General features: G+C 52.5%; 14 protein-coding genes. 8 read left to right on the plus strand and 6 right to left on the minus strand.

Annotated elements, in window-relative coordinates; translation table 11 throughout:
• Positions 1 to 3: 3 nt before the first annotated feature.
• From LVQ77_RS13885 to LVQ77_RS13920, 8 genes are read left to right on the plus strand one after another with little or no spacing between them, the layout of a single operon-like run.
• Positions 4 to 1,299, plus strand: coding sequence for an anaerobic sulfatase maturase (locus LVQ77_RS13885; RefSeq protein WP_232904694.1), 1,296 nt, complete (start codon positions 4 to 6; stop codon positions 1,297 to 1,299).
• A complete protein-coding gene (locus LVQ77_RS13890) occupies positions 1,296 to 2,294 on the plus strand; it encodes an AAA family ATPase (RefSeq protein ID WP_232904695.1) in 999 nt (332 codons plus the stop codon). Before LVQ77_RS13885 ends, LVQ77_RS13890 begins: the two co-directional genes overlap by 4 nt.
• A complete protein-coding gene (locus tag LVQ77_RS13895; protein WP_232865441.1) occupies positions 2,294 to 3,199 on the plus strand; it encodes a DUF58 domain-containing protein in 906 nt (301 codons plus the stop codon). Before LVQ77_RS13890 ends, LVQ77_RS13895 begins: the two co-directional genes overlap by 1 nt.
• On the plus strand, positions 3,200 to 3,640 hold the full coding sequence (locus tag LVQ77_RS13900) for a DUF4381 domain-containing protein (RefSeq protein ID WP_232904696.1): 441 nt from the start codon (positions 3,200 to 3,202) through the stop codon (positions 3,638 to 3,640).
• Positions 3,633 to 4,610, plus strand: coding sequence for a VWA domain-containing protein (locus LVQ77_RS13905; RefSeq protein WP_232904697.1), 978 nt, complete (start codon positions 3,633 to 3,635; stop codon positions 4,608 to 4,610). The genes LVQ77_RS13900 and LVQ77_RS13905 overlap by 8 nt, the downstream gene beginning before the upstream one ends.
• A complete protein-coding gene (locus LVQ77_RS13910; RefSeq protein WP_232904698.1) occupies positions 4,607 to 6,130 on the plus strand; it encodes a vWA domain-containing protein in 1,524 nt (507 codons plus the stop codon). Before LVQ77_RS13905 ends, LVQ77_RS13910 begins: the two co-directional genes overlap by 4 nt.
• The gene (locus LVQ77_RS13915) at positions 6,127 to 7,143 is read left to right on the plus strand and encodes an oxygen tolerance domain protein (protein WP_232904699.1); all 1,017 of its coding nucleotides are present in this window, start codon (positions 6,127 to 6,129) and stop codon (positions 7,141 to 7,143) included. The genes LVQ77_RS13910 and LVQ77_RS13915 overlap by 4 nt, the downstream gene beginning before the upstream one ends.
• The gene (locus tag LVQ77_RS13920) at positions 7,140 to 8,150 is read left to right on the plus strand and encodes an HAD family hydrolase (RefSeq protein ID WP_232904700.1); all 1,011 of its coding nucleotides are present in this window, start codon (positions 7,140 to 7,142) and stop codon (positions 8,148 to 8,150) included. Before LVQ77_RS13915 ends, LVQ77_RS13920 begins: the two co-directional genes overlap by 4 nt.
• Positions 8,151 to 8,200: 50 nt before the next feature.
• Here LVQ77_RS13920 and LVQ77_RS13925 read toward each other — a convergent pair whose 3' ends face one another.
• The 6 genes from LVQ77_RS13925 to LVQ77_RS13950 form a co-directional block, all read right to left on the minus strand.
• The gene (locus LVQ77_RS13925; protein ID WP_232904701.1) at positions 8,201 to 8,722 is read right to left on the minus strand and encodes a GNAT family N-acetyltransferase; all 522 of its coding nucleotides are present in this window, start codon (positions 8,720 to 8,722) and stop codon (positions 8,201 to 8,203) included.
• A gap of 3 nt (positions 8,723 to 8,725) precedes the next feature.
• Positions 8,726 to 8,995 (minus strand): type II toxin-antitoxin system TacA family antitoxin, encoded by a 270-nt coding sequence (locus tag LVQ77_RS13930; protein WP_151994147.1) that lies wholly within the window; start codon positions 8,993 to 8,995, stop codon positions 8,726 to 8,728.
• 184 nt (positions 8,996 to 9,179) lie between these two features.
• Positions 9,180 to 9,392, minus strand: coding sequence for a transcription antiterminator/RNA stability regulator CspE (gene cspE / locus LVQ77_RS13935; protein WP_034461105.1), 213 nt, complete (start codon positions 9,390 to 9,392; stop codon positions 9,180 to 9,182).
• 308 nt (positions 9,393 to 9,700) lie between these two features.
• Positions 9,701 to 10,537: a shikimate dehydrogenase family protein gene (locus LVQ77_RS13940; RefSeq protein WP_232904702.1), complete on the minus strand. Its 837-nt coding sequence runs from the start codon at positions 10,535 to 10,537 to the stop codon at positions 9,701 to 9,703.
• A 2-nt stretch (positions 10,538 to 10,539) separates the two neighbouring features.
• A complete protein-coding gene (locus LVQ77_RS13945; RefSeq protein WP_151994149.1) occupies positions 10,540 to 11,856 on the minus strand; it encodes an MFS transporter in 1,317 nt (438 codons plus the stop codon).
• 75 nt (positions 11,857 to 11,931) lie between these two features.
• Positions 11,932 to 13,797 (minus strand): bifunctional sugar phosphate isomerase/epimerase/4-hydroxyphenylpyruvate dioxygenase family protein, encoded by a 1,866-nt coding sequence (locus LVQ77_RS13950; protein WP_232904703.1) that lies wholly within the window; start codon positions 13,795 to 13,797, stop codon positions 11,932 to 11,934.
• Positions 13,798 to 13,804: the final 7 nt, after the last annotated feature.

Genomic DNA, 13,804 nt, shown 5'->3' on the forward strand with positions numbered 1-13,804 from the left:
GCCATGAAATACAGCACTACATTGCCGGTTAAAGCATTACCGTCTGCTGAAAAATACGATGGCAAAGGCCCTGAATACAAACGCCGATTTCACGTCATGGCGAAACCGAGCGGCTCCACCTGCAACCTCGACTGCACCTACTGTTTTTACCTGAGTAAAGAAGATCTGCTGCATCAAGACCGCCACACTGGCATGAGCGACGAAGTACTGGAAAACTTCATTCGCCAGTACATTGACGGGCAAGATGGCGAACAAGTGGTTTTCTCCTGGCAAGGTGGCGAACCCACGTTGATGGGTCTCGAGTTTTTTGAAAAAGTCGTCAAATTCCAGAAGCAGTATCAAAAGCCCGGCCAGCGCGTCGAAAACGACCTCCAAACCAATGGCGTGCTGATTAATGACAAATGGGCTGAATTCCTCAAAGAACACCGTTTTCTGGTTGGCCTGTCGATCGACGGCCCACGAGAATTGCACGACCGCTATCGCGTCACGCGCAGCGGCAAACCGACTTTCGACAAAGTGATGAAAGGCGTTGAAGCGCTCAAAAAATACAAAGTCCCTTTCAATGCACTCGTCACTGTAAACCGCACCAATGCTCGTTTCCCGCTAGAAGTTTACCGCTTTGTCACCCGCGAACTGGGTGCTACCTACGTGCAGTTCAATCCGTGCGTTGAACCTGTTGATTTCAAAGTCACCGCGCCGCAGTTCTGGCGCGATGAAACCATCCCGATTACAGGCACGCGTCGTGCAAAACCAGGCGACCTGGACTCCATCGTTACGGACTGGTCCGTTGACCCTGAAGACTGGGGCACCTTCCTGAAAACGGTATTTGAAGAGTGGGTAAACAACGATTTAGGTCGCGTGCAGGTCAACCTGTTCGAAACCGCCGTCGCCCAAACCATGGGCATGCCCGCGCAAATTTGTACCGCTTCTGAATTTTGCGGCAAAGGTCTGGCAATCGAAAAAAATGGCGATATCTATTCCTGCGACCACTACGTTTATCCCGAATACCAGATAGGCAATATCGAAAACACCAAACTCGCCCATCTGGCCTTTTCCGAGCGGCAGAAAGCCTTTGGCATGGGTAAAAAAGAGACCCTGCCGGAATACTGTAAGCAGTGCCCGTACCTGAAATTGTGCTGGGGCGAGTGCCCGAAAAATCGACTTGTCCGCACGCCGGACGGCGAGCAAGGGCTGAACTATCTTTGCCCCGGAATCAAAGCTTTCTTCAATTACGCCGAGCCGATTCTTGTTGGGCTTGCCACTCTTTTGAAACGCGACTTTGCAGGATTACGCAAATGACTAACAGAGAGAAACTGCTTGAGCTTGAGCAGCGCATGAACGAACAAGTTCTTGGGCAAGAATCGCTGGTACGCATGTTGATTGTCGCCCTGCTGTGTGACGGGCACGTGCTGCTCGAAGGCTTGCCGGGACTTGCAAAAACACGTGCGGTGCGTGAACTCGCTAATCACGTTGAAGGCGAATTCCGCCGCATTCAGTTCACGCCGGATTTGCTGCCGTCGGACATCACCGGCAGCGAGATTTACCAGCAAAATGCCACCCGTGAAGAAGACCAGTTCCGTTTTCGCCCAGGCCCGGTGTTTGGCAACATCATTCTTGCCGATGAGATAAACCGTGCTTCAGCACGCGTGCAGTCAGCACTGCTTGAAGCGATGGAAGAGCGCCATGTCACCGTGGCCGGGAAAACCTGGCCGCTACCGGGCATTTTCATGGTGCTGGCGACGCAAAACCCGGTCGACCAGGAAGGCACCTGGCCTTTACCAGAAGCCCAGCTTGACCGCTTCCTGATGAAAGTCCTGGTGGATTACCCATCCAAAGCGAACGAACAAAAAGTGATGCAACTGGTGCGCACAGAGCAACAGCAAAAATACCTCGCAACGTCTGCCCAACAGCCTGTAACCCCCCCAGAAACGCTAATGTTATCGCAAGCCGATATCGCCACCTGCTGGCAGGAAATCTCTGCGGTTTACGTCGCCCCAACTATTGAAAACTACATCGTGAACCTGGTGGATATGACCCGTCATCCACAAGGTGTTAGCGATACTCTCGCCAGTTATATTACTTTTGGCGTCAGCCCGCGCGGCACACTGGCACTTGACCGTTGCGGTCGGGCGCTGGCCTGGCTTGAAGGCCGTGACGCAGTATTGCCGGAAGATATTCAACATGTCGCACCTGCGGTGTTGCGCCACCGTCTGATGCTCAGCTACCAGGCCAACGCCGATAACTGCTCGCCAGATGATGTGATTCGGATGTTGCTTGATGCAGTGGTAGCGTGATGGACAGCGCATTGCAGGTGGACAGAAAAACCCTGATGGCACTGGCAGGCGAAGCGCGGCTGCTATCAAACCCGCCGGGGCAAATCCCACCGGGGGCGCTTGCAGGTGAACGCGTATCACGCCAACAGGGGCGTGGGCTTAATTTTGACAGCCTCAGGCGCTATCAACCCGGCGATGATGTGCGGTTGATCGACTGGCAAGCTACAGCGCGCCTGCGATCGCCATGGATCAGGCTTTACAACGAAGAGCGCGAGCGCCCGGTTTTCTTGATAGTCGACCAACGCCTGGATATGTTTTTTGCCACTCGTGGGCAAACCAAATCCGTCACCGCCGCCAAAATTGCTGGCCTGCTGGCATGGCGCAGTTGGCATGATGGCGATCGTCTGGGTAGCGCGATTTTCAGCGATACCCAATACAGCCTGCAAAAATGCCGCTCTCCGAAGAGCAATCTCCCTGCCGTACTTGATGATGTGCTGCAATACAACCAACAGTTACCCGAACGCTATCCCGATGAAATGCCTGCCTCTGTCACGTTGACTCACGTACTACAACACGCAATTCAGCTGATCCCCAGCGGATCGTGGGTGGCTGTCATCAGCGATTTCCACGATCTGGATGCGCCGAGTGAGGCATTACTTGCAGCCCTGAGACGACGCTGCGAGATAAGCGCCTTTGTGATCCTCGACGATCTCCATCTTAAACTGCCCGCGCAAGGTGATTTGGCCGCCAGTTATCAGGGGCGTGAAGCTGCATTCTCCCTTTCACCCAGCTTAAAAGATGAGATTGCGCAGAGCATAACTTCCCGACTTTCCGGCCTGCAAAACCGGCTCACACGACTTGGGATCCGCGTAAATCAGATAGTGGTCGCGCAGGATCTTCTCAAGCAGCTACAAAAGGGAGTCTGAATGCTGGAGAAAGGATTTAGCGTGCCGGAGCTGTTAAACCCGGCGCTTCCAAAAAGTTTCTCCTGGTTCCCGCTGCCGCCAGGCTGGTTTGTTCTCGGCGGCGTATTGCTTATCGCGCTGATGATATTTGGGTTATTTCGCCTCGCACGCTGGCGGCGCAATGTGTGGCGTCGTGAAGCGCTGGCGGCATTACAACAACCCCACAGCGCCGATAGCTGGCTGGAACTGATCAAACGCATTCTGCTGATGCACCAGCCGCGCAGCCAAATTAGCCACACGCTTTCCCCAGAACAACTCTTGCAACAGGTGGAAATCGACGCCGATTTGCGCCAGCAACTGAGCGCCAAATATTGCCAGCCGGATAACCAACTCGACGCAAGCCAGGTTGCACGCCTGCAAACTCAATTGAAAAACTGGCTGGAGAAACTGCCGTATGTCTGAGTTTCTGAGCCGCATAGATTTCGCCTGGCCGTGGGCCTGGTTATTGATTTTCTTGCCATTGATTGGTCGCTATTTTTTGCCACAAGACCGCGAAGTGAAAGAGCACGTTCGCGTGCCGTTTCTGCCAGAACTAATTGATGAACTAAAGCTCAATAGCCAGCCGGTGCGCAGCAGCAAATTTGCAGGCTTGATGTTCTGGCTGGTGTGGCTTTTGTTGCTCGCCGCCCTATCGCGCCCGGAATACCTGACGCCACCACAGCATATTCAAAAACCGATGCGCGATGTGGTGCTAATTCTTGATGTCTCCGGTTCGATGGGCAAAAACGACGTGCAGGGCGGGATCACACGTTTACAGGCGGTTCAGGAATCGGTGCGTAAATTCGTCGCGGCGCGTAAAACTGACCGCATCGGGCTGGTGATTTTTGCCAGTTCGGCCTGGCCGTTTGCGCCAGTCAGCGAAGATAAACAGGCGCTACAAACCCGTATCAACCAATTGGCTCCCGGCATGATTGGTCAGCAAACCGCGATTGGTGACGCATTAGGCGTGGGTGTGAAACTGCTCGACAGCACCACCAACAAAGACGCCAGCAAACTGGCTATTTTGCTCACCGATGGCAACGACACCGCCTCGCAATTAGCCCCACCGCTTGCCGCGCAACTGGCCGCAACACATCATGTTCAGGTGCATACCATTGCTTTTGGCGACCTCAACAGCACCGGCGATGACAAAGTCGACCTCCCGCTAATGCAGGAAATTGCACGCATTACCGGAGGCAAATCCTGGACTGCCGCAGGCTCCGGCGCGGCGCTCGATAGCGTCTGGAAGGAAATCGACGCCATCACGCCGGTGCAGGTGAAATCCATCGGCTGGTCGTGGCATATTCCGCTGTTTCAGTGGCCGCTAATGCTCGCGCTGGTATTGCTGATTTTGCTCGCTATCGGTCGTTTTGTTCGGGGGAAAACAGCATGAGTGATTTCCATTTTGTTTATCCCTGGCGGCTACTCGGCCTGCTGATTTGCGCTCTGTTGTGGTTTATCAGCACCGGGCAGCGCAGCGCCTGGCACAAGATTATGGACAAGCCTTTCGCTAAGGCGCTGATTATCGGGCGGCAGAAACGAATCACTCAGGTTTTACCATGGCTGTGCGCACTAGGCGTTATCGGGCTGGCAGGCCCAACATGGCAACGCGAATTGCCTGCGGCTTTAACGCAGCAAAGCAATATGATGGTGGTTCTGCAACAAGACCCGGCAATGTACGCGCAGGATCTCGCACCCAGCCGCCACCAGCGTATGCAAAGCAAAATCATGGATTTAATGAACCGCTCTACCGGCACGCATTTCGGCCTGGTGGTGTACAACAGCCATGCATATTTAACGACCCCGCTCACTTCAGACCCATCGTTTTACGCGCTGTTTTTGCATGCCCAAAGCCCGAATTTACTGCCAGAAGGTGAAGGATCGGGACTGAAGCAGGCCATCGCCCTTGCGCTGAAAAGCATGCCAGCCACACCGAATATGCCGCGCAATATTTTGCTGGTCGCCGACACCGTTTCAGCGCAGGACGCGGCCTGGCTCGCACAACTTAAAGCGCCGATTCAAATCTGGGTTCCAGGCACCGCTCGCGGCGGCGAACTACCGGAAAGCTACGCCCAGCGCGGCATTGATACCCGACTTAACGTCGAACGTTTTAGTCAGATTCGCGACGGAGGTATTCCCGTAACGCTTGTGACCAGTGACGACAGCGATTTATCCGTCATCACCAGTCATATCCAGCAATCGGTCAGTGCGCAGAATAATGCACGCGGTGATTTGCACTGGAAAAATAGCGGCTATCTGCTGGTTATCCCGATGCTGATTTTGTTGTTGCTTGGGCGGCGTCAGTTGATTTGCTGGCTCATTGTATTGGTGCCACTGCTCTATCTGCCACAAAGCCAGGCCGCATGGCAGGATGCGTGGATTAGCCCGGATATGCAGGGGCAGGTAGCTTTCAAAAATGGTGATTACAAAAAAGCGGCTGAACGCTTCCAGGACCCACTCTGGCAAGGCATTGCTTACTACCGGGCGGAGGATTTTGTCGCCGCCACTTCAGCATTTCACCAGGCACCACAAACCGCTGAAACCCTGTTATGGACGGGTAATAGCTATGCCCAGCAAAAGCAGTGGCAACAGGCAATCAACAGCTATGACCGCGCGTTAAGCCTGCGACCAGACTGGAAAATGGCGCAACAAAACCGAGCTGCAATCGCCAAAATCATTATGGAATTGCGGCAAAAAGAGCGCGATCGCCAGGCGGCCCAAGGCAAAGAGCAAGACTACAAACCCGATGAGATTAAGCATGATTTGAAGAAAGATCAGGGCGTGAATCAAAAGGATATTCAACCGGTTGAAAGCAGCAGCCCGCAGGTTAACCAATGGTTTGAAAACCTCGAAGTTTCCCCGTCCGGCCTGCTGGAAAATCTCTACCGCGCCAATACGGAGGAGACATCATGAGAGCCTTGTTGATTCTGCTTTTGCTGGCGGTACTTCCAGCCCGTGCAGCAATGGACATCACACGTGAACTCGAGATGCCGCAACATGTTGTGCCGGGACAGCCGGTACGTATCGCTATTACTTTCTGGACAGATAGCTGGTTTAACCCGCCGCCTGAGTGGCCTGATTTTAAAATCGAAAACGGCTCGTTAATGAGCACACCGCTACCAAACCAGCTGTTAAGCCGCCAGAAAAATGGCATCAGTTGGAGCGGGATTCGCCTGGAAAAACAGGTCACGGCATGGGATCAAGGCGTGCTGCGTCTGCCTGCGGTAGAAATTACGCTGACATCACCAAACCAGCCGCCGGTAACGGTGCAATTGCCAGAGTTGAAAAAAGAGGTGGTCTGGCCGAAAGGCGTTGAGCAGCCAGACCGTTTCTTACCTGCCAGCAACTTAACGTTAAGCCAAAAAATCACTCAGTATCACGCCAGTAAAGACACGACTCTGCACGCCGGAGATGTCGTAGAACGCATTGTCACAGTGAAAGCTAACGGGATTGTGGCGACGCAAATCCCGCAATTGCTGTACGCCATTCCAGGTACAGAAACGCAGCGCCTGACGCCTGTAAACACGATGCTGAAATCTGGGCGCGGCGAAATCGAAGGCGCACAGCGTGAAGAGACATTGCGTTATCTACCCTCACAGGCAGGAACCATCACGCTACCTCCCATTAAATTGCGTTGGTGGGATACCGCCAATCAGCAATGGCAAGTCGCGCAACTACCCGGTTCAACGATGCCAGTCGCACAAGCACGCGCGGCGGGTAGCGAATCGGCACTACGCGGCACGACAGGCCAGGATAAATGGCAAACCGTGCTGGTTATCAGCGCCATTGCCTTCCTTTTGCTACTCATCTGGTTTACGCGACGCCTGCTCATGCGCTGCCTGAAATACCTGCATCATGCCTGGCGACGCTTCTGGAGCCCGGTTCAACTGCCCGAACTGACTCCCACCAAAAGGGGTGAACGATGAAAAATAAATTATTACTCAGCGCTCTGATCTTCAGCGCTATTGGCACAGCTCAGGCTGCCGACCCGCTCTCTGCCTGGAACGATACCGCCGCGAAACAAGCGATTGAGCAATGGGTGCAAAACGCAACCAACAAAGATCGCTCGACCTTTATTCCGCCGGAGAAACGCTACGTTGTGTTTGATAACGACGGTACTTTGTGGCCTGAAGCACCTCTGACCTTCCAGCTACAGTTTGCAATTGATGAAGTGAAACGCCTTGCTCCACAGCATCCTGAATGGAAGAGCGACCCGATTGTAAGTGCTGTGCTGAACAACGATTTGCAAAGCGTTGCCGCCGCAGGTGAAAAAGGACTGATGCAACTGCTCGAGATAACGCACAGCAATATCACCACGGATGAATTCGACCAACGCGTCAGTAACTGGGTAGCCAGTCATCGTGATAACCGTTTTGGCTGCCATTACGACCAGATGGGCTACCAACCGATGCGTCAGTTGCTCGACTACCTGCGCGACAATGGTTTTAAAACGTGGATTATTTCCGGCGGCGGCATCGATTTTATGCGTGTCGTGGCGCAGAGGATGTACGGCATCCCGCCAGAACAAGTGGTGGGATCATTCTCACTGAGTGAGTTTTCGCTAACGGACAACGGCACGCAACTGCGTAAAACCATGAAAGGCGCGTTTAACGACGACGCTGCCGCCAAGCCGGTCGCCATTCATCTATTTATGGGCCAACGCCCGGTTGCAGCATTTGGTAACAGTGACGGCGATTTGGCGATGATGCAGTACACCGCAGCAAACCCGGACTACAAAACTTTCGGCTTACTGGTCCACCATACGGATGCAAAACGTGAATATGCGTACGACAGTCATCCACCAGCCAGCGGAAAACTGGTTGAAGGGTTAACGGTGGCGAAGGAAAAAGGTTGGACGGTAGTGGATATGAAGCAGGACTGGAGAACGGTGTTTGACCCGAAATCCTGTGTTCCGGAATCGCCAAAACAGTAAATCATAGGGTGGATAAGCATGAACGCCATCCACCTTAAAATGAAGTCTTCTTATTCTGCGAACAACTGTTCGATGGACTTAGTGGGGTAGAAAAGCGAATTCGCATTGTCGCCTACCAATGCAGTAAATCCGAGTTTGAGATAAAACTGCATCGCCCCCGCGTTAATGGCATCCACAAACATTCCGTGAATCCCCACCGCCTGTGATGCAAGCCAGGTCGTTTTCATCGCGTGCGTGACAAGCGTTGTGCCCCACTCTTGCCCATGAAGATTTTTATGAACCGCCAGGCGCCCTAACGTGACGCTGGGAACATTGGCATAAGGGACTTGCCGCTTCTGGGTATTCGACGGAAGTGTCGCCTTTTCAAAGCAGCTGCCCGACAACGTATAGTAGCCGAACACTTTCGATTTCTGCTCTTTAGCAACAAGCAAGTAGCCGCGTAAGATACGGCCACTATGCTGACGTGCAAGATGATTGGTTAGAAAAGTATTCAACGATTCTTCACCGCAATCGAAGCCGGAAAAATCGTATTCAGCATCCTGCGAAAAAATCTCAATCATCATGTCAGCCACGCATTACTCCATATTTTGTAAGCGTTTAGCGGCACTTTTAAGCCTGGCGTTCGGTGCAGGCGGATTGCTGAGAGCCTCCATCACCAAATCCCACGATTCTTCATTAAGAACCAGACGGCGATGTTGCTCAATGACTTGTGCAGCACGTTCAGAAGCGCTGGCTACCATAAACTGAGTGATAGTCTGGTTGGACATTGCCGCAGCTTCTTCGATTAAGCTCTTGTCGTCGTCAGTTAATCTGAGATCGATGCGCTGTTTTTTTAATGCTGACATAGTGCACTCCATAACTGCTCGCGTTGGCATCGGAAATTATGTACGGTATTTTTCCGTACGCTTACTATAGAGTGGAATGAGTAAATTTTCAACAAGTGATCCGGTGGGGAACCGTATCGGACAGAAACGAAAAAACCCGCCGAAGCGGGTTTTTAAATTCTTTAGAGCTTAGTTAACGCTAACCTTACAGGCTAGTTACGTTACCAGCTGCTGGGCCTTTAGCGCCGTTCTCGATGGTGAAGGAAACTTTCTGGCCTTCATCAAGAGATTTGTAACCGTCGTTCTGGATTGCAGAGAAGTGAACGAACAGGTCTTTAGAACCGTCGTCTGGAGTGATGAAGCCGAAACCTTTATCAGCGTTGAACCATTTTACCAGACCAGTCATTTTGTTAGACATGTGTATTACCTTTTGAATTGAGTGTGCCTTACGGCGATTTGGTATGCTTTACAGATTTTATGAAGCGGTAGAGGAGCACACGACAAAGGGTATCCAGGGATGACTCTTGAAGGACTGCTTTACTAGGTTGCTTTAAAGGTCTGTACGTCAAACCGATGGGGCGTATTAACTCATGCTTAGGCGATGAATGACAAGGATTATTTTAGCCGTCCACAGCTCTATAGCTAAATTACGTCTCATTTACCGTTTCGTTTAGGGGGTGCGAATGGCATCCTTTCGCCCCCATCTACAGCTACCTTAACCAGTTGTTAGTAATCAATTTTAGCTACGCGACGCAATGCTTCTGGCGTCACTTCTGGCAGGCAAAAAAACTCCATATATGCAGGAATCATCTCAAACAACATATCTGTTCCAGGTTGTATCTGGCAGTCTCTTTTCATGGCTGCCTGCAAAAATGGCGTGATTTCGCTCTTCATTACCACCTCTCCCACGAAGGTTCCGGGCGTTATCGAGCTAACATCCACCGGTAATTCGTCACCGGCATTCATACCCAACGGCGTTGCGTTAACGACAATGGAAAACTCTTTCGGGTTGCGCAACCCGGTAAGCACCTTAAGAGACGGATAATGGCTACGTAGCCGTTTTGCCAGCTCTTCGCAACTTTCAGCCCGGCTATCAAACAGCGCCAACGTATCAACCCCGGCAGCCGCCAGAGACGCTGCAATAGCGGAACCCACGCCACCGCTACCCACGACTAATGCACGAGCTCCACCCACCTGAATACCTTTGCGCAACACGCCACGCACGAAACCGTCGCCATCAAACATATCGCCACGCAATGAGCCGTCCGCCTCAAGGCGAATGGCATTACACGCCCCGGCAATTTGCGCCGTTGGGCTCATAGTGTGAACTAGCTCACAAGTCGAAACTTTATGCGGCATCGTCACCAACGCGCCAATAATATTGGTCATGCGAAAGAGAGAAGGAATCAACTGCACATAGTCTTCTGCTTTCACCCCCATCGGTACCACTTTGATATCTATGCCTTGCTCTTCAAACCAGGGGTTATAAATCATCGGTGCTTTGAAAGTGGTTGTCGGGTAGCCCAGGTGGGCGATTAAACGCGTATTGCCACTGATATCCATAATTAGTCCGCCAGCTCAATACGTTTGATATCGCCAAGAATAAAGACGTAAGCGAATACGCCCAGCAACGCGGCACCGCCGATGTACACCAGCGCGTAGAAGAAGTTACCGGTCGCCGCAACGATAAAACCAACAATCAGTGGCGTGATAATAGAGGCCAGGTTTGAGCAGAAGTTAAATAACCCGCCGGTTAAGCCCGCTAAATTTTTCGGGGCCATATCAGATATCAGCGTCCAGCCGAGTCCCACCATGCCTTGCCCAAAGAACGCTACCGACATCACCGTAATCACCAGCGCATCGGTTGGCATCCAGTTAGCCGAAATAATCAGACTGGCCATCAACAACCCAGAAATGATTGGCAATTTACGGGCGATATTCACCGAACCGGTACGTTTGAGGATTTGGTCGGAGACCCAGCCACCAAACATCACACCCACTGCGGCGGCAAGGAACGGCAAAATGGCGAAGAAGCCCACTTTCAGCCATGGCATATGGCGTTCGGTAGCAAGGTAGGTTGGGAACCAGGTCAGGAAGAACACCAGCGTCGTGTTCCCGGCAAACTGGCCAATGCCCGCACCGAGGATTTGGCGGCATTTAATAAGCCTTGCGACATTCGCCCAGCTAAAGTTCATCTTCGGTTCAGGCTCGGCCTCTTTGAGATCGTGACCGATGTATTCAAGCTCAAGACTGTTGGCAGTTTTGGACTCGTGCGGTTCGTGATAAAAGCGCCACCACACCAGCACAAACAAAATGCCCACGACGCCAACGGTGATAAACAACGCGCGCCAGCCGAAGGTTTCCATAATAAAGAACAGCAACGGCGCAAACGCAGCAAGGCCAATGTATTCCCCAACGGTATAAACCGCCGTAGCGCGTGCACGTTCATGCTGCGGGAACCATTTCCCCACCACGCGACTGTTCACCGGGAAGCATGGTGCTTCACTAATCCCTAAACCTAAGCGGCATAGCAGCAGCGTTTTCAGGCCAACGGTTAAACCGTGGAACAGGGTAAATGCCGACCAGAAAAACAGCGCCAGCGCATAGGTGACTTTATTGCCAAAGCGGTCAAGGAAGATGCCGCCTGGGATTTGCATTGCCGCGTAAGTCCAGGCAAACGCCGAGAACACAATCCCCATCGTTGCTGCACCGATGCCAAGATCGGCACTCAGTTGCGGTGCTGCAATACCAAGCACGGTACGGTCGAGATAGTTAATCATGGTTCCGATAGCCAGAAGGGTCAGGATAACCATTCGGGTACGGGTTCTTTTTACAACACCAGTTTTCTGGGCAGCGATGTCGCCCTGGCCATAACTCGCCATGGTTTTTACCTCGGTTATTTGTAGGGTACAGGTGTCTTATTGAACCTTAAGGTTCATTTATTGTTGTAAATCCTATTAACGCATTTGCATGGCGGCCAACCGCACGGCGGCGTTGGTTGCACCGTATTGTTGATAATCCCCTCGCCGTTCAACTAATTCAAAGAAGAAACGGTCCGGGCGGAAAGGTGGCGTATAAGCATGCAAAAACTCATGCTGGCGCGCATCTTGTTCATAAAGAATATCCAGGCGATCAAGACCTTGCAGCAATGGGTTATTTGCCCCGTAACGCGCCAGCAAATCGTCATAATAGTTTGCCGGAATCGGCAGCAATTTCAGCCCTTGTGATTGCAGTCCTTCTACCGTCGCGAGCAAATCATCACAGGAAAACGCGGCGTGTTGCAGGCCCGTGCCCTGATAACTGGCAACCGAACGGGCAATTTGCGTATCAAGGCTGTGCGACATATTCAGCGGCAAGCGGATCGAGTGACAAGGGCTGTGCATCACCTGGCTTCTGACCAGACCATACGGATCTGGCACGCTCAGTTCGTTATCCAGTTCAAAGCCGAATACCGCGCGGAAAAACATAATCCAGTTATCACGGCTGCCTTCTACCAGCCCTAACGCCAGATGATCAATCCCAAGTAAAGTGCCCTGGTTGGTGGTTTCTGAAAGGTTAAAATCGGTTTGATAAATATCGCTTTCACCCTGCTCTGGTGCCTCTATCAGATAAATCAGGCTACCGTCAGGCGCACACACTGCCGCCAGCGCACGTTCATCTGGCCCATGCTTTTCATGCCAGATCGGGTAACCGTAATCCTGCGCCCGTTGCACTACATTTGCCGCCCCTTTCACGCGCCACGCCATCGCGCACAGCGAAACACCGTGGCGACGATGAAACTCATCGGCCCAGCTATGCGACTGATGGTTGAGAATCACATTCACTCCACCGTTGCGCCACAGTGAAACATCCTTAGAACGGTGCTCACCAGCTTGTGCAAAACCCAGTGGTTGCAGTGCTTCGCCCAATGCCTGTGCATCTTTTGCATCGGTGGCAAATTCTAAAAACTCGATACCCTGGTAACTGGCCTGGGTTGCGCTATGGAATAGTTGCGCATCAATTTGCGGATTAGCATTCCAGGTCTGCTCTTCCAGCCAAAGCAGCGAGCGATAACCATCTTTGGCGGTTGGTGCATTTGGCGTAGCGCGGAAACTGTCGTTGAAAATCTCCAGCGACCATGGGCCACGGTAGCCCTTTTCCGTCAGCAAGCGGGTAAATTCCACTACCGGTAATTCACCCTGGCCTGGGAAGCAGCGGAAATGGCGGCTCCATTCGAGCACATCCATTTTCATCAGCGGCGCGTCGGCCAGTTGCAGGAAGGTAATTTTATCGACCGGAATATCGTCGAGATTAATCAACTGATCGCCAAGGGAAAGCACATGGAAGCTGTCGAGTACCAGCCCCAGCGCCGGGCTGTTGACCTGTTTTACACGCTCCCACGCCTGGCGATAACGGTTCACATGGGTGCCCCACGCCAGCGCTTCATAACCGACGGTGATTTCATTCTTCTTCGCTAATTCAGCCAGATGCGCGAGGTCACTGACCTGCAAATCAAGATTCGGCGAACAATCGGGTGCCACGTTGCTACACAGCAGCATGGTGTTGCACCCCAGCTCGTGCATCAGGGCAAACTTACGCCGCGCACGTTCCAGATTGCTGGCAAACTGCGGGCGCGACGCGCCTTCGAAATCGCGGAACGGCTGAAACAATGTAATAGTCAGCCCGAGATCGGCCGCCATTTTTCGCACATCGGCAGGCGAGCCTGGGTAATAAAGAAGATCATTTTCAAAGATTTCTACACCGTCAAAACCAGCAGCCGAAATTGCGGCCAGTTTTTCAGGCAACGTGCCAGAGATAGATACGGTTGCAATTGAACGCTGCATGATGGCT

The organism is Buttiauxella cochleicola (assembly GCF_021282435.1).
GTDB classification, from domain to species: Bacteria; Pseudomonadota; Gammaproteobacteria; order Enterobacterales; family Enterobacteriaceae; genus Buttiauxella; species Buttiauxella massiliensis.